This is a genomic window from Marinobacter sp. MIT930201, from assembly GCF_047122665.1.
Classification (GTDB): Bacteria; Pseudomonadota; Gammaproteobacteria; order Pseudomonadales; family Oleiphilaceae; genus Marinobacter; species Marinobacter salarius.
Genome location: NZ_CP138916.1, coordinates 2,404,164 through 2,429,201, shown reverse-complemented (window position 1 = coordinate 2,429,201; position 25,038 = coordinate 2,404,164). Strand labels below are relative to the sequence as shown.

Sequence of the window (25,038 nt, the reverse complement as noted above, 5' to 3'; positions counted from 1 at the left end):
AGACACGCCCTGAACGGGGCGTGTCGCCCCCACTGTTCTCCCCTCCCATTCTTGACAGAATCCACATTCGCCAACTATTACTGAATGTCGGTTCAAATAGCTGTATTTGCGACCTTTCAAAAAACCAGCTGTCACAACAACGAATAAAAACACGCGGCATCAGCGCCGCTCACCTGAATTGAAAGGGGTGTCTTTCCGTGGAAGAGCAGGCTGTAGGCGAGCAGACACAACCATCCTCAACCATCCTTGAAACCAGGAACCTGACCAAGGATTTCAAAGGCTTTACCGCCATCAGTGACGTCAGCATCAACGTCAGGACAGGCTCCATACATGCGTTGATAGGCCCGAACGGGGCCGGAAAAACGACGTTCTTCAACCTGTTGACCAAATTCCTCAAGCCCAGCGCCGGGCAGATTATCTACGCTGGCAAAGACATTACCAACGCACGCCCTGCGGGTATTGCCCAGCAGGGGCTGATCCGCTCTTTTCAGATTTCCGCGGTATTTCCCCACCTGTCTGCCCGCGAAAACGTTCGAGTCGCCCTGCAACGCAAATTGGGCATTTCCTATCACTTCTGGCGGCCGGTACGAATTCTTGATCAACTGAATGAAGAAGCCCAGGCCACCCTGGAACAGGTCGGCCTGGGGCCCTTTGCCGATACCAAGGCGGTGGAACTCGCCTACGGACAGAAGCGGGCGCTGGAGATTGCCACCACCATTGCACTCAAACCCAGGCTCATGCTGCTTGATGAACCCACCCAGGGCATGAGTTCAGAGGACGTAGGCACGGTCACTGAGCTGATTCGCAAGGTGGTGGATGGCAGAACCATCGTGATGGTTGAGCACAACCTCAATGTGGTGTCCACGCTGGCCGACACCATCACCGTCCTGAACCGCGGGGAAGTGTTGGCTGAAGGCAACTACGACACGGTATCGACCAACCCCGCCGTCATGGAAGCCTACATGGGAACCACCGATGCAGCCTGATCAACGCCCGGAAATGCTCAAAATCGAGAATCTTCACGCCTGGTACGGCGAATCCCACATTCTCCATGGCCTCGATCTGACTCTGCGGGAAGGCGAGGTGATTACCCTGCTTGGCCGCAACGGGTCCGGACGCACGACCACGCTCAAGTCGATTCTGGGGCTGGTCAGCAAACGCACCGGCTCCATCAAGATCCACGGCACCGAAATCATCAACATGCCGACCCACCGCATTGCCCACGTTGGCAAGCTGGGGTATTGCCCCGAGGAGCGGGGGATTTTTGCGTCGCTCAACGTGGACGAGAACCTGGAGCTGCCCCCCGTGGTGGCCGATGGCGGGATGTCCGCGGACGAGATCTACAAAATGTTCCCGAATCTTGAAGAGCGCCGCAAAAGCCAGGGCTCCAAGCTCTCCGGGGGCGAGCAACAGATGCTGGCCATTGCCCGCATCCTTCGTACCGGCGCCAATCTCCTGTTACTGGACGAGATCACCGAAGGGCTTGCGCCGGTTATCCTCAAATCCCTGGATGATGTCATCCGCAAACTGCGTGACCGGGGATTCACCATCATTCTGGTTGAGCAGAACTTCCGCTTTGCCGCTCCGCTGGCCGACCGACACTATGTGATTGAGCACGGACGAGTGGTTGAGCAGATAGAAGCGGCCGATCTCGAGGCCAAGAAAGAGCAGTTGAACAGGCACCTGAGTGTCTGAACCCGAATCTAATAACAAAAGGAATCCCACCATGTTCAAGCACTGGAAATCTGGACTGGCAGGCGCCGTGGCAGCGGCTACCCTGGCAATGCCCCTCACGGCAGCGGCCGAATTGACCGACGGCAAAGTAAAAATCGGTGTCCTCAGTGACATGTCCGGCGTTTACAAGGCCCTCGAAGGGCCGGGCGCGGTGACTGCCGCCAAAATGGCGGTCGAGGATTTTGGCGGTTCGGTGATGGGCAAACCCATTGAGATCATTTCCGCGGATCACCAAAACAAGCCGGATATCGGCGCCAGTACCGCCCGGGAATGGATCGATGCGGAAGAGGTGGACATGATCACCGCCCTCGACAACTCCTCCGTTGCCTTGTCCGTTCAGGGCCTGGCCAACGACAAGAAAATCATCACCATGAACACCGGCGCCGGCACCACCGCACTGACAGAAGAACAGTGCACGCCTTACGGTATTCACTACGTCTACGACACCCACGCGTTGCCGGTTGGTACTGCTACGGCGATGGTCAAGAACGGCGGTGAAAGCTGGTTCTTCATTACCGCCGATTACGCCTTCGGCCACTCTTTGCGGGACAACACCGGCGCCGTGGTGGAAAGTCTCGGTGGCGAGGTGGTCGGTAACGTCAATGCGCCACTGTCCACCAACGATTTCTCCTCCTACCTGCTCCAGGCCCAGTCTTCCGGAGCCGACGTCATTGGCCTGGCCAATGCCGGCCAGGACACGGTGAACGCCATCAAACAGGCCAACCAGTTCCGCATCGTGCAGGGCGGACAGAAACTGGCCGGCATGCTGGTGTTCATCACCGACGTCCACAGCATGGGGCTGGACATTGCCCAGGGCCTGCAGTTCACCACGGCCTTCGTGTGGAACCAGAACGACGAGACCGAAGCCTGGTCCCGCCGCTTCTATGAACGCCACAATGCCATGCCCACCATGGTTCATGCCGGCGTTTACTCGGCGGTCACCAATTACCTGAAAGCAGTCAAAGCCACCGGTTCTGACGACAGCGATACCGTGCGTGCCGAACTGGGCGACATGACCCTTAACGACATGTTCGTGAAAGGGGGCAAGATTCTGCCCAACGGCTCCATGCTCCACGACATGTATCTGGTGGAAGTGAAGAAGCCGGACGAAGCCAGTGAGGAATGGGACCTGCTGCGGGTAGTCTCGAAGATCCCTGCGGATCAGGCCTACATCTCGCTGGAAGACACCAAGTGTTCGCTGGTTAACTAACCACACCGATTAACCACTGCTTCAGGGGAGATAGCCAACGTGTCGATGCAGGTCATACTGGCCCAGGCGCTGCTTGGGCTGAATGTGGGTGTGTTCTACGCCATGTTGAGTCTCGGGCTCGCGGTGATATTCGGGCTGCTGAATATCATCAACTTTGCCCACGGTGCCATGTACATGCTGGGTGCCTTTATCGCACTGATTGGCTACTCTCTGCTGGAGCAGTGGTTCGGTATCAGCCTTCAGATCGGATTCTGGGCGTCACTGCTGGTGGCGCCCGTGATCGTCGGTATTCTGGGGGTGACCATTGAACGCTTCATGCTCAAGCGTCTCTATGACCTTGACCACATCTATGGCCTGCTGCTGACGTTCGGTATCACGCTGATCCTGCAGGGTCTGTTTGCCAACTACTTCAACGTCTCCGGCACACCCTATCCCGGGCAACCGGAGAGCCTCAGTGGCGTGGTAAACCTCGGGTTCATGTACTTCCCCACCTACCGGCTGTTCGCCATCATTTTCTCCCTGGTGGTCTGTTTTGCCACCTGGTACGTCATCGAACACACCAAACTGGGTTCACGGCTACGGGCCGGTGTCGAGAACCCGGACCTGACCCAGGCATTTGGCCTGAATGTGCCACTGATGATCACCCTCACCTTCGCCTTCGGGGCCGGCCTCGCCGGCCTGGCAGGTGTACTGGCCGCGCCAATCTATTCGGTCAGCCCGTTAATGGGGGCGGACCTGATCATCGTCGTGTTTGCCGTGGTGGTGATCGGCGGCATGGGCTCGATTATGGGCGCCATTCTGTCCGGACTTGCGCTGGGCTTGATTGAGGGCCTTACCAAAGTGTTTTACCCGCCAGCGGCCAGCACCGTGATCTTCTTCCTGATGGTGCTGGTGCTGTTGTTCCGCCCTGCGGGCTTATTCGGTAAGGAGAAGTAAGGCCATGATCAACCGCGTTCTGTTTATTATCATGCTGGTCGCCGGCCTTGGCGCGCCCTTCTATGCCTATCCGGTCTTTGTGATGGACCTGCTGTGCTTCGCGCTCTTCGCCTGCGCCTTCAACCTGCTGCTCGGCTACGCCGGCCTGTTGTCGTTCGGGCACGCCGCCTTCTTCGGCGGTGCCGCGTACATTACCGGCTATGTCACCAAAGAATGGGGATTCGGGCCGATATTCGGCATTCTTGCCGGCACCGGGTTTGCGTTGATCCTCGGCACGATATTCGGTTTCCTCGCCATCCGCCGACAGGGCATCTACTTTGCCATGGTGACCCTGGCGCTGGCGCAGATCATCTACTTCCTGGCGCTTCAGATGCCGTTCACCGGCGGCGAAAACGGCCTGCAGGGCATTCCCCGTGGTGAGCTCTTCGGCTTCATCAGCCTCAACAACGAAATCGCCATGTACTACTTTGTGTTTGCGGTGTTCCTGATTGGTTTCGCCATTATCCACCGAACCATCAACTCGCCCTTTGGCGAAGTCCTCCAGGCCATCCGGGAAAACGAATCCAGAGCACTCTCACTCGGGTACGACGTCGACCATTTCAAGCTACTGGCGTTTATCATTTCCGCCACACTCGCCGGAACGGCCGGTGCCACAAAAGCCGTGATATTCCAGTTTTCGGCATTGACCAATGCGCACTGGCAAACCTCGGGTGAAGTCATCCTGATGACACTGGTGGGAGGCCTTGGCACCATATTTGGGCCAGTACTGGGCGCGATTACCGTCGGCGCACTCAGCCACGAACTGTCGGCATTCGGCTCCTGGGTGCAGGTGATCCTGGGGACTGTGTTTGTCGTCTGCGTAATGGTATTCCGCCGCGGTATTGTCGGTGAAATACAGCATCGGCTGCTGAAGAAAAAAGCGGATAAATAGGCCGCCGGGGCTTGTTACTCGCCCCGCAAGCCGCCGCGGATAGCCTCATCCACCAGCCAGCGACGCAACACCTGCAGCCCACGCTCCCGCCGACGGCTGGTTTTCCAGGCGAAATAGAACTTGTCGCCCGTCATCACCGAGTGACTGGGCAAACGGACAAAATCGCCGGAATCCTGCCGTGTGCTCAGCATGTAATCGTTGGTCAGCGCGATGCCCTGATGAAAACGGGCCGCCTCCAGAGCCAGCAACATGTGGCTGAAGTGCTGTATCCGCGCCGTACCGGGAATTTTCTGATCCACCGCCCGATACCAGGCTTCCCAGTCACCGGCGGCCTTGTCGAAAATACTGTGGGTAGAAAGCAAAGGAAACCGTGACACCTCCTCTGGCGACAACTCTGGCTCATCCCTTCCCTCAACCTCTGAATCCCGCCCCAGTTCCCGACGGATGCGCTGCCAGTAATCCTGGCTGCACACCGGAAACAGCCGCTCGGTATACAGCAACTCATAACTGAATGCCGCAGACGACGGCTTGATAGTGATAAAACAGTCCGCCACCCGGTCGGACAGCACCGGGTTCTCACTGCTCATCTCCAGGGAAAGATCCAGTTGCGGATACTCCCGCTGCAAATCCGGCAACCTCGGCACCAGCCAGCGCACCGCAAATGAACTGAACACCGACAGCCGCAACCGCGACTCCTCATGCCCCAACAACTGCTCACTCACTCGCTCAATCTGCAACAACGCCGACCCCACGCCATCCAGATACTGCCGGCCTTCGTCGGTCAACGTCAGAGTGCGGCCACTGCGCCAGAACAGTTTCTCACCGAGATAGGTTTCCAGCTGCTTGATCTGGTGACTGACCGCACTTTGACTGACCGCCAGCTCCTCCGCCGCCAGCGAAAAGCTGTTCAGCCGGGCAACGGCTTCGAAGACGGGTAGGGCTTTGAGAGGTGGAAGCTTCATTATCTAAATTTCTAATGATAAGTGATTAAAGATCATTTTATCGGATAGTAATACACCACTAGACTCACCATCACAAGATTCAGGGCGACAACTCCGATGTCGGAGCAAAACCAAGAGGAGCCGAAATCATGTCAGGCAAAACCGTAAACAGTGCAATCCTTCTGCTGGTGATCGGCAACGCCATGGCATTGATCAGCGATGTGTTCATCAAACTGCTGGAACCCGGCGCGCCGGTATTCCAGTTTGCCTTCCTCCGCTGCGTCATCACCCTGTTGCTGCTACTGCCCCTGGCCGGCCAACTCAGCCGGAAACACCTGTTTTCCGGCATCAAGGTCCACGCCGTGCGGGCCCACATACACCTGGCTGGCATCCTGTGCATGATTGTTGCCCTCGGCAATCTGCCGCTGGCCACCGCCAACGCCGTGTTCTACGCAGCTCCCATCCTGGTCATGGTGCTGTCCGTCATGCTGTTCCGGGAAAAGCTGACCCCGCTGAGCGTCTTTGCCGTCTTCAGCGGATTTGGCGGCATCATCGTCATCCTGCGGCCAGTAGAATTCAACTGGGCTGCCATCGCCGCACTGACATCCGCCTTTGCACTGGCTATCAACGCTGTAATGGTGCGTAAACTGCCGAAGCAGCAGTCCACCGTTCACAAGCTGTTCCTGAATTACGCGCTGATCATCCCGGCTGCCGGCGCACTGGCCTTATGGGAAGGCGCCGCCTGGGACAGCTCCATACTTATCAGTGCACTTGGATCTGCCCTGTTTATTCTGGGCTACAACATCACCGTGTTGCTGGCCTACCAGCAGGTGGATGCCAACCAGGTCACCAGTGCCGAATACACCGGCCTGATCTGGGCGGTACTAATTGGATGGATAGGTTTCAATGAAATGCCCGACCTTTGGTTCGCCGTGGGCAGTGCCATGATTGTGGTGCCACTTATCATGGTGGGGTTGCGTTCGCGTCATCGGAGTCGCCGGGTATTGCAGCCTCAGCCGGTGAATAGTTGACGCGTTCAGTCCATAGAGATACCAAGGAGTAACCTGCGCCCATCTGATGGACCTAATCCTGCGGTTACTCCTCAGCTTCGTAGGTCACACGAAACTGAATGCGGTGTTCCAAAGTTTGATTGGCCGAGATACGGAACTGAAGCTACGGTCGCAAAGCGAACATTCGGGCTTGGGGATAACGCCTGTGCTCAGCCGTCGATTTGGAGCAGATCAACGGCAAACCGGTCGGCTGGAGCACGTTGTTAAAGTGAGAACCTTGGCGTATAAACTCCCAGCCCTATTTACCCGCTGCTTACTCCTAAGCAGCCTCCACAATTCTAGGTTGTAAGAGTTACTATTCAATTTTAAAGTCAGGACCGAAATCTCGTTCATTTAGTCCATCTAGATATTTTTTTAGTCTTTCTTTCTGCTCTTCGGCGCTTTTCCCCCTCGCTCCTTCTATTTCTTTAGCGCTATGATGGGATAGAGGAGCTTTTGACTCCTGAGATTCAAGGGCTTCGATATCTTCAGGTGACATATAGGCATCAGATACCTTCCAAAAATGGTGGCAGTTTAAACATTGGAACCCCGTACGCTCATTGACCCGAGCTGTAACATACCCGGTGCCACCACACCTAATACATTTACTTGTAACAAAAACCTTCTTAAAGGTTGGCTCTCTTTCTTCTCCGAAGGTATATCCTAATGCCGCGCCAACCACCGCCCCCACGGGACCGCCAAGTGCCAAACCTACGCAACTACTTAAAGCAGTAGATCCCACTTTTGAGCTGCCACCGTCTACAACCTCGTCCCGCTGTATTCTCCTACCAAAATAGGGGGTATGGTTCTGAACGGTTTTTCGTCGAATGATCTCGATATCAGTGGCCACTTTTCCTTTTTTGCGCTCCCGGAAGTTGAACTTTACCGCATCGCCGGGCTGCGGTAGTTCTGTTCCAACGACCTTAGAAACATGAAAAAAATAGTCTGTGTCGCTTTGGTCGGTGATAAAACCATATCCTTTTTCTGTGCTGAACCATTTCACTAAACCTTTCATGCCGGTCCCTCGGTCAAAACCCTTTTAACGCGGAGCACAGGGGCGTCCGGCGGCCTTCGGCCGCGTACTGATGCGAATTGTTATTCCTGAACTTTCGGCTTGTTAGTGCCTGTGGATTCAGCTGCTTTCCGAAAATCCACTGCGGCAGTGGTGCAACCGCAATTGGCGCAGATTCGGTCGCCGGTATCCCACCCCTTCAACCGTTCTTTGCTGGTGTCCGATGCACCACACTTGGGACATTTGTACATAGTCATTCCTTCCTCTGGCTTTAGGTGAATTACTGGTAAGCAATACTGTAGCGGACCTAAAAAACCAGTGCCGGATTATTTTGATGAGCAGCCACAAGAGGTATAACAGCTTATTAGTTTGAATTCTTATTCAACTGCATCGACACCACTTCATCCAAACCTGCTTCACAACCCGAATAACCGCAATTGTTCAGACCCTTACCTCTCTATCTCAGGCAACTTTTGGGTTCCTGGTTCTGTGGAAAGTGTGCAGAGCAATGCAATACAAACCGCACAAATTTTGGCGTTTTTGAGGGTTTTTCATTTTACCTCCACTTTAGCGACAGGATGTTTTGCCATCTAGTTTCACCGGTCGCAACCGGGTCGACCAGAACGTTTCTGAGTTCTGAAAATAGTGGGTATCAGAGAGGCGCCAGAGGAAAAATTGGGTGGAAATGGGTGGCTCTTGAATGTTCGCTTTTGTTTAGAAAGCCTGCTGTAGGTTCAGCCAGCAGAGCCATGGTAATAGAGAGCACCGCTTTTTTCTGAGAACGGGTAAATTCCTCAGTTCCATGGACACCCAATTGGCAAACATTCTTGAGCTTTTCCCGAAGGCTCAGGAGTCGTTCAACCGCATTTATATCTTGGCGATCGTTGCTACGCGCCATTCTATTAGCGGAAATCGATGCTCTTTAACCACCACATATTGACTCGGTGTGCTCAACGACGTGCCGACACTCCTGCCGCTTGACGGCTATGTACAGACAAAAGCGGTATCGTGGTTCTGCTCGGAAACGAATTTTTAGACCGAAACTGCCCCTTATGCTAGGCCCCGCCAGCGAAGCAGCGCATCTGGCCCTGCATCGGCGCTACTGGACATTTGCGCAGTGGAGTCGTAGCCTTTGAGATACCTATCTCTTGAGTGAGAGCACGGTATGGATACTTTGGCATCTCTCGCGGACGAGATTATTGCTTTTCTCGGTGCCCTCATTGTACTAATGGCCGCAATGGCTCGATTCAACAATCCCCGCTTGTTGCTCACGGAGGCGGCGCCGGACGACAAGAAATGGCTACTTTTCCTGAAAGGTATGCTGAGCTGGAACCCCGGCCGGCAAAGTATCCTGCTAAAACCTCCACGCGCGAATACGACCGCGTTTCGTTATCGGCTATACCAAATATGTTATGCCTCGATCGGGATTCTGGTCTATCTGCTGTTGCTGTACCAGCCGGATATCAGGCAGCAGCTGCATGACATCATCGGATGGTTCGTTGCCAAGGGAGTACCCGACATCAGCAAGGCACAACCGCTGGTCGTCGCTGCGTTCGTGGTACTGATTCTGCCCAATGTGCCGCCGCTGCTCTGGGGCGATACGTTGATTCGCACCTGGTTGTACGAGCGCGCCCTGATACCTGCCCAGCAACTGCGCGAAATCAACCGGCTGAAGATGGCGCGCTATAATCCCCCGCAGGATTTGCTGGATCATGTACGCAAACTGGCACTGTTGGAGGGGTTCGAGAAGAGCGACATCGAGTACGATCCCGATCAACCGACCACGCCATCGCTTTGGACTAAGTGCATGCTGTTGAAGGAGCAGCTAAGGCACTGGGAGGCGGACGATCACTACAAGACCGCCTTCGCCGCGCTCAGGGATCCCGACAGCGACCTGCGATCGGTCGACGAGGTCAAGAACATGCGCCGGCGGTTACTCGGCGACGCACTGGTATGTCTGGGCCAGTTACGCACACTGGACGGCGACAAGAGCGACGAGTTGGTCGAGCGTGAAAACGAATTTCGCGCCAATTGCGGCATATTGCAGAAAAAACTCTACACCCTGATGGCCGGGGTTTCGCTGCATTCGCATTACAGCGATAATGAGCGAGTCCGCAAGTTCCGTGAAATCGGCTTTGAACTCGAGCCGAAACCGAGCGGTCCCCTACCGGACGCTAACGACATGCTTATGCTGGTGCTCATCCTATGCGGTATTATCGTGGTGCCGCTGAGCTTCAAGCTCGGCCCGGTCAAGGCAACGATGATCGGGGCGATGATGTTCAGCGCCGTCATCTCGCCCGTCCTGCTGGCCAGGTTTTGCCCGGGGCTGTGCGACGCCGCGACCAGGCGCTACGCGCCCAATCTGGTATATCCGATAGCCTCGACCCTGCTGGCGGCCGCACTCGGCTTCCTGATTATTCTCGCGGCAAACCAGTTTTTACCGCCTCCTTCGCCAAGCTGCGCCGCCGGTATCGACCGTTATCTGAACTGCAGTTACCCTTGGGCGATTCTGCACGCCGGCATCGCGCTGTTGCTCGCGATTCGCTTGAGCAGCGGTGAATACCCCGATGTGAGCAAGCTCTTGGGCTGGCGGCGCTATCGGCAATGGGGCAGTTTCACCGACGCCGTTCTCTGCGCCATCGGCGCCGCGCTGATTGCTGCCTTTATCGCATTACCGTTGTTGGAATCGCTAAGCCCGGACCGCTTCAGTATTGTATATCTGCCCGCGACGCCAGAACAGTTTTTCTTCTGGCGGATTACGCTACGCATGGCTTTGGTCGGTTTCTTCCTCGGTTTTGTCGTGCCGACCTGGTATCGAGCGCACAAAAGCCCTTATGGCGCGGGCGACCGTCGCCGTAATCCACGTCAGCGCGAATGCTTTGAACAAGATCTGCAAAGCCTACGTAAAAAACGAGTGCGCCCGCGAAACGGGACGGATCCGGCGACTTGAGGCAAGCGCCGGCCCGTCGGGGGTCTGATTGTTTCTTGTCCGAACAACGCCTGCGACGACCCGTGTGAAATTTCCACTGGCTCGACGATGGCGACTTTATAACCTGGCTGGTAGTTACGCCCACGATGCAACTCTCGGTCGCAAAGCGAACATTCGGATGGAACAGCTGAACTGGGTGTAATGCAGAAAGTGGTATCGCCCCACAGCCACTTGCTTAAGCATTGATCTGACGAACGAAGCCGGCTTCATCTCTAACACCGACCCGATTGCCATCGGGATCACTGATGTTGATGGTCCTGCCCCAAGGGTTTTCTGTGATGTCAACGTCGATGCCCCATTCTCTAATTTCTCCCAAGGCCTTCTCCAGGTCCTTGACGTTGAAACGCAGCTTGAAGCTCCCCTCTTTGGGCGACTTGACGCCGTTCTTTGCTTTGCCGCCTTGTTCCACCATCAAGTAACCCTCTCCGTATTCGAGGCAGGTTAGCTTAAAGCCGTTCTCGTCTTTCTCGAACAGCTGACGCAGGCCAAAGAGGTCTCGATAGAACGCCACACACGCCTCAAAATTTTCCGTGTTCAGAATTATTCCGTAGCGGGCTATATTCGCGTGCATGAACCTTCCTTGTGCTTAACGCCAGCGTAATGGGCCGGTTTGTGGAGCGAAGCGGAACAAACCGGCCCCGTTGACGCATTGGTTATACCTCCAGCCACTCGTAGAATTCCTGGGGCATCTCGTCCTCAACCATCTCGATCGATTTAACGTCAACAGTAGAATTACAGCCCATCAAAGGAACTTCAATCACCTGATCTTGATCAAACCAATCCATCTTCAAATAACGAATTTGGTCGTCATCATAAGCCACCGCTTTAACTCGGCCATGACCATATAGCTTCATCGTCTTACCGAACTTTTCTCGTTTCTTTAGGACAACTAAATCGCCTTTGCAGATGGAGTTAAACCGTTCCGCTTGATGCTCACTCTCAAGATAATCAAATCTACAAATGCCCTGTTCTTTCCATTCCGTATCTAAACGCTCGCTGAAGTCAGCTCCCGGACAAAAACCCATGAAAAGAACGTATGAGTCTGTTGGAGTGGCGTTGTTGATGGCGCTTAGAACTTGCTGAGCTTCTGTATCGCCTGTTGCTAGCTTTTGTTCGGCATTGCGCTTGAGCCTTACGAGATCGGATCGCGACATCTCGCCACTCCTGACTCTTTCTATCGCTTTAGTATATTTCATCAGCTAGAACCTTCTTTAGGTGGGATTGAGCTCTTCACTTTCTCAGAGCTCCTCGCATCTAACAGGCTTTAGAGGAAGATAAGCGCTGCAATTGGTATAACGCCAGCCAGCATGCAAGGCTATGGAATGGAGGCGAAGCCGTAATACAGTAGGCGTCGCGTGCCTGGCCTTGTTATACAGTGACTTCCTTCACTGGGATTCTGCCATTGAGCTCAATCCAATAGGCACCGTCGTCGAGAATAACCTCGCCGCCACAGAAGACTTCCTTTGCGTTGAAGCTCTGCACTTGTCTTGGCGCAGCTTTAGTGTCAACGGCTTGACACATGATGAGATAACACGACTGACCAGACTTGATAAGCTTAACGTGTTGCAACCGCTCGTTTGCCCCTAAATCTCCCTCTGGTAGATTCTCATCCGAAATCCAGATGAACCGTTTGCCATCTATTTTTCGGGTACCGTCCTGCCACACTCGCAGAAATACAGCACCATCAGACTCCCTAACGCTGCCCCAAGACCAACGAACATTATTGAGCGGGGCGCCAAGGTTGGCGAACATTTCAGCTTGACTCATTCTGTCTCCGCATTGGGACTACCCATGGCTGTATAACGCCAGCCATAAGCAGCGCCCTGACAAGGGCGTCCGGTGGAGGGCCAACGGCCCGGAACAACCTTAATGACCTTGTTATAGTGGTTACTTATTGACCTTAAGGCATTCAGTGTAAACTGAAGGAAAACCGATCCCACCACGCCGGTCAATATTTTGCTGATCTCGGTGTTTCCCGACCTGTTTGATTAACGCTCTACCGATTCTCTGGCCTGCGTTCTCGCATGCGGCCGATGAAGTGAACCCATCAACAGTTTGCATTTGAACATCGGGCATAGGCCCGCCTCTCTCGGCGACGATGTGCATAGTAAGTACCAAAACCCATTCGATCACGGGAACTCCTTAATCCCTATAACGTCAGCATTTGCGGCTGGTTTGTAGCGCAGCGAAAACCCCGTCCGACAACATGCTCTTGTTATGCATTTCTGAAAATATCATCTCAATACTCTTCTACCCTTTTAAAATCGAAAATTATTTTTGTTGGTTCATAAATAGCGCAATTTACGACCTCCGCTGCTTCCAAGTCAAAAAGACATATATTGTGACCGTCGGCCAAAGCGCTTTTATAGGCAATACCATCGTATCCCTTCGACTTTATAAACTCGGAGATTATTTGAGTCGGAGCATATTCTGACTTTAGATCGGAAGCTTTAGTTGGTTTTGAGAAGGCGTTGTCAATATCTGACCAAACTGCGCGGACAATTTCTTCAGGCGCAGGCTCTTTAAAATACAAATGGAGGTTGTCTTTTCCCTGCTCTACTGAAAAATCAAGAACTCTTAGATCTCTGGTCAACCTGAGTTGACCTACTGACAGAATTGCTCCAAGCCAGGGACGTATCTCAGACATAGCAGTCTCTTTGTCTGTAGCAACATACAGGCATGGAATTCCTTTTGAGTTAGCTCTACCTTCGGCTGCACTATCTACCAAAGGTTTCATTCGAGCCTTCGGAAACGGTGCTGGAAAATCATCAATATGTATATCTTCTTCAGTTTCAGGGTTATGTTGGTAATAAGGCCTCCAAGAATGACCATTCTGGGCACGCCAAACAACTGACCCTGCTTTTAAAGGCCGTTCACGATCGCCGCAAGTTTCAATAATGGAATTGAGAAACTCTTTAGATACTTCATCTAGTATATAGCGATGCTTTGTATCTACCGAATTTTTAAAAATTAAATAGCTACGCCACGACTTAAAGCTCATCCCGAATCCTTCCTAGAAACATAACGCTATTGTTCAGCGGCGCCCTTTTCGTAGCGAAGCGAAGAAAAGGGCGCCCGGTGGTGGGCCTTCAGGCCCGGAACATACTGCAACAACTGGTTATGCATTAAGGCTGCTGCCCGAAGACCTCTTCAAACCTTGCGACGAAAGACTGAGCTTCTGCCACTTGAACTGCTAAACGCATGATTGCAGGGTTAGGAGGTGCATCAAGAAGGGCCTCTGCATACCTGTTGATTCCTTGATATTTTTGGAATGCTAATGGTCTCTCGGCAGCCAATATATAGCGATACTGCTCCCACAGGCGGAGGTCAACGTGCTTCACTAAAGCATCGTGGTGTTGCATAGCACCAATTTTTTGACCCCGCGGGAGCTGGTGATCTTCTTTCGAGGTCATATGCCGAATTTTGTCGAAATTGCCTTTTATTTCCGCCTCTATCAGCATCTCTATTCGATTATTGCGGAAATATTTAGTTGAAAGTGGATAAAGCAAAGCCACTAACACCGCCATCAATGTCCCGATGGCTGCCAAAGCCGTCCAGAAAACGCGTGGGTTTAGCGTTTCGATCCAAAAATCAGACATGAAACTCCCTTATGCATAACGCAAAGCTAAGCGGCGCCCTGACAAGGGCGTCCGGTGGACGGCCGCCAGGCCGGTAACGAACTTAAGCGTTTGGTTATGTGGGCTACCGGAGAAGATCACCATACCCCCAGATGACAGTGCCGGAAATAGCCAGCACCACGCCGAGATACTGTGCTATACGGTATCGCAACTTGTAACGCTGACTAAGCTCTGTCTGAGAACTGATGACAATTCCTGAAAGGTTGACGTGCTCATTTACTTTGGAAAGGTTGTACTCCGCCCAAACACCGAAAAGGACACTGATAGCTCCGCTACGTTGGAACCAAATGTCTGCCGCCTCGCCCTCAGGTCGAAGGAAAGAAAAATAAGCTGCGACTGGAGCCAGCACTCCCAAAACTATCAGGGGAACGCAGCCCAGCAATGCCTTCTTTACTTCCTTTTCTTCCTCTTCCATTCGACTCCCCAAATTGCTTATCGACTGCTTACACATAACAGCTTATTAGTTTGCATTCTTATTAAACCGCAGCACCATCGCCCCGTCCAAAACTGCTTCACAACCCGAATAAGCTCGATTTTTCAGAGCATTACCTTTCTATCCCAGAGGACTTTTGAGATCCTGATCTTGTGAAAAGTCTGCACGCGGGATATTTATGCACGTTTTTGCAAGTTAAATCCAGAGGGACGAACTTTTCCCACGCCGAAACAGATACCTACAGAAATGCTTTGTGAAAAGTGTGTGTGCAGAGCCGTGCACATTAAACCGCAGGAATTTTGGCGTTTTTGAGTGTTTTCCATTATACCCCCACTTTAGCAACAGGCCGTTTCGCCATCGAGATTCACCGGTCGCAACCGGGTCGATCGAACGTTTCTGAGTATTGGAAATCGTGGGTATCAGAGAGACGCTTGAGAAAAAAATGGGCGGAGATGGGTGGTTCTCGAATGTCCGCTTTTGTTTAGAAGCGGTCTTTTTTTGAGGCAGAATCCCCGCTGATAATGATTGGACTAAAGAGCCGGCGCCGTTCACAGGCGCCGGCGAGAGGCTTCAACCCCAAACAATCAACGGGTGACATCAATCAGTAGCTGAGCACCCTGCAGCACCTGATACTCCATGGGGTAGGTACTGTTGTTGTAGTGGAACCGGAAACGGGTGCCACGGTCATCCCGGTAATGGTGACGGTGTTTGTTCCACTGGCGTTTGTGGCCATGGTAACTATGCCTTTTCTGATGGTACTTCTTATGCTTCCAGCCGTGTTTGTGTCGGTTGTGAGCCTTGTTTTTCCAGCCATGCTTGCGATCCCGGTGGCCGTGGTGTGCATCCGCATCGCGGTGCCGGGATGACAGAAGCTTCTTGTGGTGGGGTATGCCCCTGTCGTGGTCCACTTTCTGGTGGAACCCTGCCCTGTGGTTCTCCCGCCTGTCAGAGTCTGCCACAGCCGGGCTGGTGGCCATTATCAGGCCAACAAGACAACTGCCAATCAGAAATGCTTTCATCGTTCTTCTCCCGATCTTTTCAGATCCCGGATTAGCATCCACGAACACTCTGTGGCTGCTCCCTAATTTCAGAGTACGGAACTTCCGGGGAAAGTCAGGCGATCGGCGGCGGCTTTGCACTTCTTTTACGCAGGCGCGGACAGTCTTTACAGTTGCCGTGGCCGGCTGACCGTCACGACAGAATCAACGCAGGTGGGATTCCAGCTCAAACACGTGGGGATCATGATCACCCAGCGTACGCAAAGCGTCCGCCAGCTTCAGCAGATACTCGCTGTTAGGGCCACTCGGCCCGGACGAACGCGCAATCTGGCTGGCGATGTCGAGCGTCGAAGCGGGCCCCAGAAAAGCGGCGTTGTCCTCGGTGGCAATATAAACAAGGCCTTCCGCATTGCTACCGTCATCAAATGTCATGGTCGTGCTGAAGCGCAGGTAGCCGTTCTTCTCACGTACATCCAGGTGCTCAAACACGTCCGGTGATACCCGATAGGCCATGCCCTTGCATGTCGCACCAGGCTGGCTAACCAGCGTGACCACACGCCCGGGAGCCTCCGGAGTACCGCGATGATCATGGGAGCCCTGCCAGAAACGTCGGGCCCAGCCTTCAATCGTCGCCGGCTGCTGCTCAAGGAAGGGGAAGTCCACCTTGTAGATCAGCGAGCCATAGCCGAACAGCCACACGGAGGACACTCCGTCAAACTGCTGGCGACTGCGATTGTGCGCTACGGTATCGAAAGACATCAGGAGGCCGACGTGGAAGCAATAAATCCAGCGATGCCCGTTAATACAATTTCCGCCGCCATGGCAGACAGAATCAGGCCGCTGATCTTGGAGAGAATGTTCAGCCCGGTCTTACCCAGCGCCTTTTCCAGGTATCCGGACAAGTGCAGTAGAACCGCCAGGATAACCAGCCCCGACACCAGCCCCAGAAGCCCTCCGGCCACTTCCGGCACAGCGTTCAGCTCGGCCCCGTAAACCAGGATGGCACCGATGGTCGCAGGGCCTATCATCACCGGAATCGCCAGTGGCACCACGGCAATGTCATCGCGGTCTTCATCCGGCAACCCCGTGGCGTGGTTGCGGGTACCACTGGTGACCAGGCTGATGGCGGTCAGGAACAGCAGGCTGCCAGCACCGATCCGGAACGAATTCAGGGTAATGCCAATGGCACTGAACAACAGTGGGCCGGCAAAGAACAGTACCAACCCCAGAATCATTGCGGATACGGTGGAACGGCGGATAATCGAACGCTTCTCAGACGCCGGCAGCCCCCGGGTTAACGCCAGAAACATGGTGACCACGAAAAACGGCGCCAGCAGGAACATAAAGCGGATCGTGCTGCTGATGTAGGTACTGATAAACGCTTCAAACATTCAGAATATCCGGTCAGGGGTAAAAACGGTATAGCATAGCGACAGTGGCGCCTTCGTGCCGTACGGAAGTGAACGTATCCTAGCGCTTAACGCTGCTTTGCCTGGGTTTGCGTGACTTTCCCGGCTTTCCCGGCTTGCTGGCTTTGCCCGGGCGCGGGGGTTTGCCGGTTTTTCCAGCGGGCTTTCCTGGCCGACCGGGCTGTCCTGCCTTTGCGCCCTTTCCACGCGGTCCTGACGGCGATGTCCCGGGCTTTTTGCCAGGCCGCTTGCTCGCCGGCTTTTTCGTTTCGCTACGGGTTTCGGGGCTCACTTCCGAGGACGAATCGCGGATCATGTCAAACAACCCGGCCAGCTCCTTCGGCCCCAGATCCCGCCACTCTCCGACTGCTAGTCCTTTGAGGCTGATATTCATGATGCGCACACGTTCGAGCTTCGTGACCTCGTAATCAAAGAACTCGCACATGCGACGAATCTGTCGGTTCAGGCCCTGAACCAGGGTAATACGGAACACGAAACGGGACACCTTTTCGACCTGGCAGCGTTTGGTGACCGTGCCCAGTATCGGTACCCCGGCGCTCATACCCTGCACGAATTCTGCGGTCACCGGCTTGTTGACGGTGACCAGGTATTCCTTCTCGTGGTTGTTGCCCGCGCGCAGGATTTTGTTCACCAGATCGCCATTGCTGGTGAGGAAAATCAGCCCCTGGGAGTCCTTGTCCAGTCGGCCAATGGGGAAGATCCGCTCACCATGGCCCACATGGTTGACGATGTTACGGCGCTCCGCCGGGTCGGTGGTGCTGACCACGCCCACGGGCTTGTTGAGGGCGATAAAGATCAGGTCCTCTTCGTCTCGCGGCTCGATCAACTGGCCGTTCACCGTGACCTTGTCGCCGGGCAGCACCTGATCGCCCACCTGGGCCGCCTTGCCATTAATGGCAACGTTGCCGTTCTCGATATAGCGGTCGGCCTCCCGCCGGGAACACATGCCACTCTCGCTGATGTATTTGTTGAGGCGGGTGGAGTTTTTGCCGGGCATGGGAGTCCTGTCTTCGGTCGGGGATCGTCGGGGCATCAGGCCACTTTTGGGGATACATAGCTGAAACGCTTGCGGTATTGCTCCATGGTACAGCCTACCGTGCGTTTAAACAGCCTCCGGAACGAACTGGCATCTTCGTAACCCACACTCCAGATGATGCGTGCAGTCTGTTCGCGGCTGGATTCCAGCAGGTGCTTGGCCGCCTCGATCCGCAGATGCTGCAGGTAGCCGATCGGGGTTTCGCCAGTGGCTTCCTTGAAACGACGCTTGAAGGTGCGGGTGCCAAGGCCCGCTACGGCAGCCACTTCGTCGATGGTCAGTGCATCGGCGTAGTGCTGTTCAAGCCAGGACTGTGCCTTGCGGATAGCGTCATCCTGATGGGCTTTCTGGCTGTAGAAGGCCATGTAGGGCGTTTGCTCCGCCCGGCGGCCGTCCAGCACCAGCATCTTGCTGCAGGCCAGGGCAACCGCCGGTGACGAGAAGCGCTCCACCAGGTAACTACACAGATCCACAAACGCCGTGGCGCCGCCGGCACAGATGATGCGGCCGTTATCCACCAGCAACTGGTCTTCCTCCAGGCGCAGGTGCGGATAGCGGGCACGGAACAGCGGCGCTGCCCGCCAGTGGGTGGTGGCCACCTGGTCGTCCAGCAAACCCGCCTCCGCCAGTACGAAACTGCCGGTGCAGACGCTCGCCAGCACGGCGCCCCTCTCCAGGCCTTCCCGCAACCAGCCATAAAGCGGTCTTGAGGGTGCGAGCGTTTTCTCCAGCCGTTCCGCGCCCACGGCGGCTTCCACCGAGGAGCCCACCACGATCAGGTCCGGCTCAAAATCCCCACGCTTGCAGGTTGGCGTCACCACCGCACCGCTGTACCCGCGGACTGGCTGGTCGTCCACCGTCACCACCTGGCAATTAAACAGGGGCTCGCTGTGGCCAGCCGGGGCGCGGCCGCAGAAGTTGGCAACGGTGAAGAAATCCATGATGCCGTGCACACCGGAGGCGTGGCAGTTGGGGAAGGCGACAATGGCAACGTTGAACATGGAAATGGCCCTTTCAGCACTTTATATGTCAAATATGACACTCCTGCTGGCAACCCGCAAGTCCTAACCTGAAGCTGTCATCCACTACCACTGGAAGAAGGACTTTCACCATGACCTCACAACTGAACACTCAATCAGTGATCTTCGAGCGACCGACAACCCACAAGGTTGAAGGCCCGAAGGGGTTTTCGCCCATCCGCCTGGCACTTCAACTCTACGGTCGAATAGCCCCTGAGAAAGCCGGCCGGCTGGTTAACCGCATGGCGTTCAGGCCCTCGCGCCTGCCCATGCCATCCCGCTATGAATACCTGCTGGACAATGCTGACAGCTATACCCAGCTGCAGCATGGTGCCCGGACCATTCCGGTATATTCCTGGGGCCAGGGGCCTGTGATTCTGGGCGTTCACGGCTGGGCCGGTGCCGGCATCCAGTTCGGCGCCTGGGTCAACCCGCTGGTGGAAGCCGGCTATCGCGTGGTGCTGTTCGACGCCCCCGCCCACGGCCGTGCCCAGGGCGAGAGCACCAACCTGTTCGAAATGGCCGAAGTCGTTACCAGGGTGGCGGCCAGCGTCGGCCGGGTCCACGGGGTGCTGGCCCATTCCATTGGCTGCATTGCCGCTGCCCGCGCGATCGCGGACGGCCTTCAGCCTGATTATCTGGTCATGCTGGCGCCGCCCGTCAGCCTCACGGCGGTGATGGATAACCTGGGCCGTCAACTCGGCCTGAGTCAGAACGTTCTGGCGGTGCATCTGCAATTGATGGAGGAGCGTTTCGGCAAATCCGTCTGGGAGCAACTCGACCTGGAAGTCCTGTCACGGACCCTCACCCAGCGGGGCCTGACGGTCATTGATGACGATGACACCTCCATCTCGCCAGACGAAAGCGAACGGGTTTTCAACAACTGGGAAAACGCCAACGTGCTCCGCACCCGTGGCCTGGGCCATCACCGCCTGCTCTGGAGCCCCATGGTTGTGGACACGGTGCTTCGGGATCTGGGCCGGCCGGTGGACACCCTCTGATTGCGCGATTGCGTCAGTCCGTTTATGGTCTGGCAGCAGTACCATTCGCATTCACGGAGCCCAGCCATGCACCTGTCTGAACCTAAACAGCGACAAACGCCCCGGGGACGCTTCGCCTGGCGAGAAGGCGGGGCACCCGGTGGCAAGGCGCTGGTGATGATCCACGGCTGGCCGGAGAGCTCCTACTGCTGGGAGCACGTGGCAGCGTATCTGAAGGCGGGTTTTCACATCATCGCCCCCGACCTGCGAGGGTTGGGCGACAGTGAACGCAGTCCGGACATCGAACACTACCGCAAGCAGGAAATGGCACAGGATGTGATCAGCCTGCTGGACCAACTTGGTATTGATGAATTTCAACTGGTGGGCCACGACTGGGGCGGCATCGTCGCCCAGGAAGTCGCACTGGCCATTCCCGACCGGGTGCAAAGGTTGGTGATCATGAACATCGCCATCATCAACAACCTCAAGGGCAACCAGGAAGTGATCGAGAAGGTCCGCGCCAGCAGCGGTGCAGCCTACTGGTATCAGCACTTCATGCAGACGCCAGGCCTGCCTGAAGCGATGATTCCCGGCGCCGAAGAGACCTGGCTGGGGCATTTCCTGCGCACCTGGAACCGCGAACCGTTTCCACGGGACGCATTCGACGAATACGTGCGCACCTTCCAGATTCCGGGAACGCCGGGTACCAGCTCCAATTACTACCGCACCTTCCACGAAGACGCCAAACGCTGGGCCACCACGGCAGGCCATACGTGGCCCATGCCCGCCCTGTACATCTACGGCAACAAGGACAAGGTGATCATTCCGGAGTACCTCAATCATATTGAGGAATGCTTCGCAGACTTGCGAGTGAAGGAGGTGGAGGCTGGCCACTTCCTGCAGGAAGAGCAACCCGAAGCCGTCGCCGGGTATCTCAACGATTTCCTGGACACAGCCTGAGCTATTACCTGGATGGGCTGACGTAGACCCAGTTGGTACCGACGTTGTCGCACACCACGATTTCGCGGTTGATCACCGTGCACAGGGAAAGGTCCTGCGGAAGCTCGTCGTGGTAACGGGCCTTGACCGCCAGATTCTTCTTATCCTGTTTGAGCAGGGTGAAAGTCCGCTCCATACGCCGGGCAAAGTCGACGCCGCCATCCTCAATAGTGTGAAAGGCGTTGTGGAACGCCGTGAAGCTCATGGTATTGGCGCCCAGGCCTATGTCCACCATCTTGGGAATGTAGCGGTCGTACGCCTTGGAGAGGTATCGGCGTACGGCCTCTGAGTCATCGCGATTGCCCTCGAACGGACGCAGCCCAAGGCGATTATTCTCCGCCAGGGCACCTTCCGCCAGCTGGCTGTTAGGCTGATTTGAGACCAGATCATAGCGCTGCCGGGGACAGGCAATGCGCTGGCCTTCCAGTTGGCAGTCCGAAAGCAACCCGCTTTGCGGCGGGCTTCCTTCAGGCCCGGACCGAGCGGGTTCCGGTTCCGCGCCAGACGGTTCGGGGCTGGGGTCGGCTTGCGCGGGAGCACCCGGCTCAGGCACTTCCAGGCCCAGCCGCCCGGCAGGGCGCCGCAGAAGCAATGCCTGCACCTGCGGATCGTTGCGCTTGAAATCCGTAGGTGATGGCAAGCCCCCTCCGAGCCCTTCGCTCACTACGCGGCAATACATCTGTTCCAGTTCGGTTGTAGCGCCGGCCATACATTCATCTTCGGCAGCATGGAGGGTGCCGGCACAGAGAGCAAGCAGGACCAGGGCCGGCCATCTAGCTGTCATCCCGCTGCCCCAAAGCCACGCGCGCCATCAGGTCTTCCACCCGGCGTATGGTTTCAGCATCGCCCTTCTTCCCCGTAAGCACCACTTGGGAGCCGATGGTGGCCACGTACATCAGCAGCGACAGATCGCGAATGCGCTGGGGATCGCTGCTCAGCCGTTCGTACAGCTCGCAGTTCTGGTTGATGCGCGCTTCGTCCACCTGCGTGACCAGATCAGCCGCGTAGTCATTTCTGCGGGCAAAATCCCGCACCGCCAGCTCCACCTGCAGGCGACGGATATTACGGGACGCATCGGTGAGCAACAGTTCCAGAATTTGCCGCAATTCGGTTTCGACATCCCCACCCTTGGGTTTCCAGTACTGAAGCTCGTGCAGACGCCGGTCCCGCCAGCGGTTGAGGAAACGCACCACCAGGTCTTCGTGGTCCTTGAAGTGCCAGTAAAAACTGCCACGGGTCACACCGAGCTTTTTTGCCAGGGTCAGCACCCTCAGGTTGCTGAAACCACCGGCTGCAACCTCGCCGGCGGCCGCATCCAGCCAGGCGTCGCGGGTCAACTGCGCTTTTTCCGGCGTCTTGCGGCTGCGGCGTTTCTGAGGTTTGGCATCCGTCATGGTGGAATCTGGTCCTGCTACTGGCTGTTGGGTGTGAATTCTACATCAACAGCGGAGCCATGTTTGAAAGCGTTGACCCCGCCCAAAACATACATTAGTGTATGGACAAACAATACACCAGTGTATGGATAATTCAACAGGTCTTCCGTACACCGCCTACTATCCAATGCCAGTATCAGGGAGCTGCTACATGAGTACTGCCCATTACGATGTGAACGGCAACATCGCCGTCATCCGACTCGACAACCCGCCCGTCAATGGCCTGGGCCTTGAACTCCGCCGGGGTATTGTTAACGGTATCCAGCAGGCAGAAGCCGATGATGCAGTGAAAGCCGTGGTACTGATCGGCTCCGACCGTGCCTTCTCCGGCGGCGCCGACATCAGCGAGTTCGGCTCTCCCAAAGCCTTTGCCGAACCCAACCTGAACACGGTAGTCAACTACGTGGAAAGCAGCCGCAAGCCGGTGATCGCGGCCATCAGCGGCGCCTGCATGGGCGGCGGACTGGAACTGGCCCTGGGTTGCCACTACCGCATCGCCAAGCCGGACGCGCAAATCGCCCTGCCGGAAGTAAAATTGGGCCTGCTGCCAGGCGCCGGCGGTACTCAACGCCTGCCACGAGTCATCGGAGCTGAGCACGCTGTAAATATGATCGTCTCCGGCAGCGTCGTACCTGCCAAACAGTTCAAGGGCAGCGCCCTGTTCGATGAGATTATCGACGGCGAATTGCTGGACGCGGCCATTGCCTACGCCACCAAGGTGGTCAGCGAGAACCTGCCGCTGAAAAAAGTGCGCGACCTGAAAGCCAAGCACCCGAACCCGGAAGGCTTCTTCATGTTCACCCAGAACACCGTCGGCGCCATGGCCAAGAACTACCCGGCCCCGCTGAAGTGTGTCGAAGCTGTGAAAGCCGCCGTCACCATGCCGTTCGACAAGGGCATGGAGGTTGAGCGCGAAGCCTTCGTTAATCTGATGCAGACCCCCGAATCCCGCGCCCTGCGTCACGCGTTCTTCTCCGAGCGCCTGACCAGCAAGATTGCCGACGTGCCGTCCGACACCCCGACCCGTGACATCAAGTCTGTCGGCGTGATTGGCGGCGGCACCATGGGCACCGGCATCAGCATCAACTTCCTGAACGCCGGTATCCCGGTAACGATTGTAGAGATGAAACAGGAAGGCCTGGACCGTGGCGTTGAAGCCATCCGCAAGGTCTACGAAGGCCGCGTGAAGAAAGGCCGCATGAGCGAGGACGACGCCAAAGCCAAGATGGCTCTGTTGACCCCATCCCTCACCTATGACGATCTGAGCAGTGTTGACCTGGTGATCGAAGCCGTGTTCGAGGAAATGGGCGTCAAACAGTCCGTGTTCGAAAAGCTGGACGAAGTGTGCAAACAGGGCGCGATCCTGGCCTCCAACACTTCCACCCTGGACCTGAACAGGATCGCCAGCTTCACCAAGCGCCCGGAAGACGTCATCGGCCTGCACTTCTTCAGCCCGGCCAACATCATGAAGCTGCTGGAAGTGGTACGTGGCGACAAAACCGCCAAGGACGTACTGGCCACCGCCATGAAACTCGCCAAGACCATCAAGAAGACCGCCGTGGTCTCCGGCGTGTGCGACGGCTTCATCGGCAACCGCATGATCAACCAGTACCAGCGCGAAGCCCTGCTGATGCTGGAAGAAGGCGCCAGCGTTCAGCAGATCGACAAGGCCATCGAGAAGTTCGGCTTTGCCATGGGCCCGCTGCGCATGGCCGACCTGGCCGGCGGCGATATCGGCTGGGCCATCCGCAAGCGCCAGTACGAAGAAAACCCGGACATGGTGAAGATGGTGCTGGCCGACCGCATCTGTGAAATGGGCCGTTACGGCCAGAAGACCGGCGCTGGTTTCTACCGCTACGAGCCGGGCAACCGCAACGCCCTGCACGACCCGGAAGTGGACAAGGTGGTGGACGAGGTTCGCGCCGAACTGGGCATCAAACCGCGCAAGATCAGCAACCAGGAAATCGTCGAGCGTTGCGTGTATGCGCTGGTGAACGAAGGCGCCCAGATTCTGGACGAAGGCATTGCCCAGCGCGCCTCCGACATCGACATGGTGTACCTGACCGGCTACGGCTTCCCCGTGTTCCGCGGCGGCCCGATGCATTACGCCGAAGAAGTGGGACTGCCCAACGTGGTGCGCGCCATGCAGGCCTTCACCGAAGACCGCCACACCCAGCCTGGTTTCTGGGAACCGGCGGCCCTGCTGGCCAAGCGTGCCGAAGAAGGCAAAGGTTTCGACGCCAAATAACCGGTCCACCAATACCCTCGGG

Annotated in this window: 25 protein-coding genes; 10 read left to right on the top strand and 15 right to left on the bottom strand. The window is 56.0% G+C overall.

Going from position 1 to position 25,038, the window contains the following annotated elements:
- The first annotated feature begins 197 nt into the window (after nucleotides 1-197).
- Genes SIC19_RS11070 through SIC19_RS11050 form a run of 5 tightly spaced genes read left to right on the top strand, consistent with a single transcriptional unit; the run spans nucleotide 198 to nucleotide 4,811 of the window.
- Nucleotides 198-986, top strand: coding sequence for an ABC transporter ATP-binding protein (locus SIC19_RS11070; RefSeq protein ID WP_075194669.1), 789 nt, complete (start codon nucleotides 198-200; stop codon nucleotides 984-986).
- Nucleotides 976-1,695 (top strand): ABC transporter ATP-binding protein, encoded by a 720-nt coding sequence (locus SIC19_RS11065; protein ID WP_041332967.1) that lies wholly within the window; start codon nucleotides 976-978, stop codon nucleotides 1,693-1,695. The genes SIC19_RS11070 and SIC19_RS11065 overlap by 11 nt, the downstream gene beginning before the upstream one ends.
- Nucleotides 1,696-1,726: 31 nt before the next feature.
- Nucleotides 1,727-2,944, top strand: a complete 1,218-nt coding sequence (locus SIC19_RS11060) for an ABC transporter substrate-binding protein (protein WP_036211487.1) — start codon at nucleotides 1,727-1,729, stop codon at nucleotides 2,942-2,944.
- A gap of 45 nt (nucleotides 2,945-2,989) precedes the next feature.
- Entirely contained in the window at nucleotides 2,990-3,880 is an 891-nt protein-coding gene (locus SIC19_RS11055; RefSeq protein ID WP_036211490.1) for a branched-chain amino acid ABC transporter permease, read from the top strand.
- A gap of 4 nt (nucleotides 3,881-3,884) precedes the next feature.
- On the top strand, nucleotides 3,885-4,811 hold the full coding sequence (locus SIC19_RS11050) for a branched-chain amino acid ABC transporter permease (protein ID WP_075194668.1): 927 nt from the start codon (nucleotides 3,885-3,887) through the stop codon (nucleotides 4,809-4,811).
- A 14-nt stretch (nucleotides 4,812-4,825) separates the two neighbouring features.
- On the opposite strand, the gene SIC19_RS11045 is transcribed toward SIC19_RS11050, so the two are convergent.
- Nucleotides 4,826-5,773, bottom strand: coding sequence for a LysR family transcriptional regulator (locus SIC19_RS11045; protein WP_075194667.1), 948 nt, complete (start codon nucleotides 5,771-5,773; stop codon nucleotides 4,826-4,828).
- Nucleotides 5,774-5,901: 128 nt separating this feature from the next.
- Here SIC19_RS11045 and SIC19_RS11040 point away from each other — a divergent pair, with 128 nt between their 5' ends.
- Nucleotides 5,902-6,783 carry a DMT family transporter gene (locus SIC19_RS11040; protein ID WP_075194666.1) on the top strand — a complete coding sequence of 294 codons (882 nt, stop codon included), beginning with the start codon at nucleotides 5,902-5,904 and terminating at the stop codon, nucleotides 6,781-6,783.
- A gap of 334 nt (nucleotides 6,784-7,117) precedes the next feature.
- Here SIC19_RS11040 and SIC19_RS11035 read toward each other — a convergent pair whose 3' ends face one another.
- Entirely contained in the window at nucleotides 7,118-7,816 is a 699-nt protein-coding gene (locus SIC19_RS11035; RefSeq protein ID WP_075194664.1) for a cold shock domain-containing protein, read from the bottom strand.
- A gap of 1,162 nt (nucleotides 7,817-8,978) precedes the next feature.
- On the opposite strand from SIC19_RS11035, the gene SIC19_RS11030 reads away from it, so the two are divergent.
- Nucleotides 8,979-10,763, top strand: coding sequence for a hypothetical protein (locus SIC19_RS11030; protein WP_075194663.1), 1,785 nt, complete (start codon nucleotides 8,979-8,981; stop codon nucleotides 10,761-10,763).
- Between the two features lie 214 nt (nucleotides 10,764-10,977).
- Here the strand turns inward: SIC19_RS11030 and SIC19_RS11025 are convergent, their stop codons facing one another.
- The 11 genes from SIC19_RS11025 to SIC19_RS10975 form a co-directional block, all read right to left on the bottom strand.
- Nucleotides 10,978-11,373 (bottom strand): VOC family protein, encoded by a 396-nt coding sequence (locus SIC19_RS11025; protein WP_075194662.1) that lies wholly within the window; start codon nucleotides 11,371-11,373, stop codon nucleotides 10,978-10,980.
- An 82-nt stretch (nucleotides 11,374-11,455) separates the two neighbouring features.
- Nucleotides 11,456-11,956, bottom strand: a complete 501-nt coding sequence (locus SIC19_RS11020) for a hypothetical protein (protein ID WP_226909989.1) — start codon at nucleotides 11,954-11,956, stop codon at nucleotides 11,456-11,458.
- 214 nt (nucleotides 11,957-12,170) lie between these two features.
- Complete coding sequence (locus SIC19_RS11015) at nucleotides 12,171-12,569, bottom strand: hypothetical protein (RefSeq protein WP_075194660.1); 399 nt, start codon at nucleotides 12,567-12,569, stop codon at nucleotides 12,171-12,173.
- Between the two features lie 472 nt (nucleotides 12,570-13,041).
- On the bottom strand, nucleotides 13,042-13,803 hold the full coding sequence (locus SIC19_RS11010; RefSeq protein ID WP_075194658.1) for an RES family NAD+ phosphorylase: 762 nt from the start codon (nucleotides 13,801-13,803) through the stop codon (nucleotides 13,042-13,044).
- A gap of 124 nt (nucleotides 13,804-13,927) precedes the next feature.
- Entirely contained in the window at nucleotides 13,928-14,401 is a 474-nt protein-coding gene (locus tag SIC19_RS11005; protein ID WP_075194657.1) for a hypothetical protein, read from the bottom strand.
- A 103-nt stretch (nucleotides 14,402-14,504) separates the two neighbouring features.
- Complete coding sequence (locus tag SIC19_RS11000) at nucleotides 14,505-14,855, bottom strand: hypothetical protein (protein ID WP_075194656.1); 351 nt, start codon at nucleotides 14,853-14,855, stop codon at nucleotides 14,505-14,507.
- Between the two features lie 602 nt (nucleotides 14,856-15,457).
- Nucleotides 15,458-15,892: a hypothetical protein gene (locus tag SIC19_RS10995; RefSeq protein WP_075194655.1), complete on the bottom strand. Its 435-nt coding sequence runs from the start codon at nucleotides 15,890-15,892 to the stop codon at nucleotides 15,458-15,460.
- A 183-nt stretch (nucleotides 15,893-16,075) separates the two neighbouring features.
- Entirely contained in the window at nucleotides 16,076-16,630 is a 555-nt protein-coding gene (locus SIC19_RS10990; RefSeq protein ID WP_036211525.1) for a gamma-glutamylcyclotransferase, read from the bottom strand.
- Nucleotides 16,630-17,262 carry a MarC family protein gene (locus tag SIC19_RS10985; protein WP_036211528.1) on the bottom strand — a complete coding sequence of 211 codons (633 nt, stop codon included), beginning with the start codon at nucleotides 17,260-17,262 and terminating at the stop codon, nucleotides 16,630-16,632. The genes SIC19_RS10990 and SIC19_RS10985 overlap by 1 nt, the downstream gene beginning before the upstream one ends.
- 79 nt (nucleotides 17,263-17,341) lie before the next feature.
- Nucleotides 17,342-18,298, bottom strand: coding sequence for a 23S rRNA pseudouridine(2604) synthase RluF (gene rluF, locus SIC19_RS10980; RefSeq protein WP_075194654.1), 957 nt, complete (start codon nucleotides 18,296-18,298; stop codon nucleotides 17,342-17,344).
- A gap of 35 nt (nucleotides 18,299-18,333) precedes the next feature.
- A complete protein-coding gene (locus SIC19_RS10975; protein WP_075194653.1) occupies nucleotides 18,334-19,338 on the bottom strand; it encodes a GlxA family transcriptional regulator in 1,005 nt (334 codons plus the stop codon).
- A gap of 110 nt (nucleotides 19,339-19,448) precedes the next feature.
- Here SIC19_RS10975 and SIC19_RS10970 point away from each other — a divergent pair, with 110 nt between their 5' ends.
- Together SIC19_RS10970 and SIC19_RS10965 are read left to right on the top strand one after the other, a co-directional pair.
- Nucleotides 19,449-20,357: an alpha/beta hydrolase gene (locus SIC19_RS10970; RefSeq protein WP_075194652.1), complete on the top strand. Its 909-nt coding sequence runs from the start codon at nucleotides 19,449-19,451 to the stop codon at nucleotides 20,355-20,357.
- Between the two features lie 66 nt (nucleotides 20,358-20,423).
- Nucleotides 20,424-21,296, top strand: a complete 873-nt coding sequence (locus tag SIC19_RS10965; protein WP_075194651.1) for an alpha/beta fold hydrolase — start codon at nucleotides 20,424-20,426, stop codon at nucleotides 21,294-21,296.
- Nucleotides 21,297-21,300: 4 nt separating this feature from the next.
- Here the strand turns inward: SIC19_RS10965 and SIC19_RS10960 are convergent, their stop codons facing one another.
- Both SIC19_RS10960 and SIC19_RS10955 read right to left on the bottom strand, forming a co-directional pair.
- Nucleotides 21,301-22,119, bottom strand: coding sequence for a hypothetical protein (locus SIC19_RS10960; protein WP_226909990.1), 819 nt, complete (start codon nucleotides 22,117-22,119; stop codon nucleotides 21,301-21,303).
- Nucleotides 22,109-22,729 carry a TetR/AcrR family transcriptional regulator gene (locus SIC19_RS10955; RefSeq protein WP_075194650.1) on the bottom strand — a complete coding sequence of 207 codons (621 nt, stop codon included), beginning with the start codon at nucleotides 22,727-22,729 and terminating at the stop codon, nucleotides 22,109-22,111. Before SIC19_RS10955 ends, SIC19_RS10960 begins: the two co-directional genes overlap by 11 nt.
- A gap of 190 nt (nucleotides 22,730-22,919) precedes the next feature.
- Between SIC19_RS10955 and SIC19_RS10950 the strand changes: the two genes are divergently transcribed.
- On the top strand, nucleotides 22,920-25,016 hold the full coding sequence (locus SIC19_RS10950; RefSeq protein WP_127401958.1) for a 3-hydroxyacyl-CoA dehydrogenase NAD-binding domain-containing protein: 2,097 nt from the start codon (nucleotides 22,920-22,922) through the stop codon (nucleotides 25,014-25,016).
- The last annotated feature ends 22 nt before the right edge of the window (nucleotides 25,017-25,038 follow it).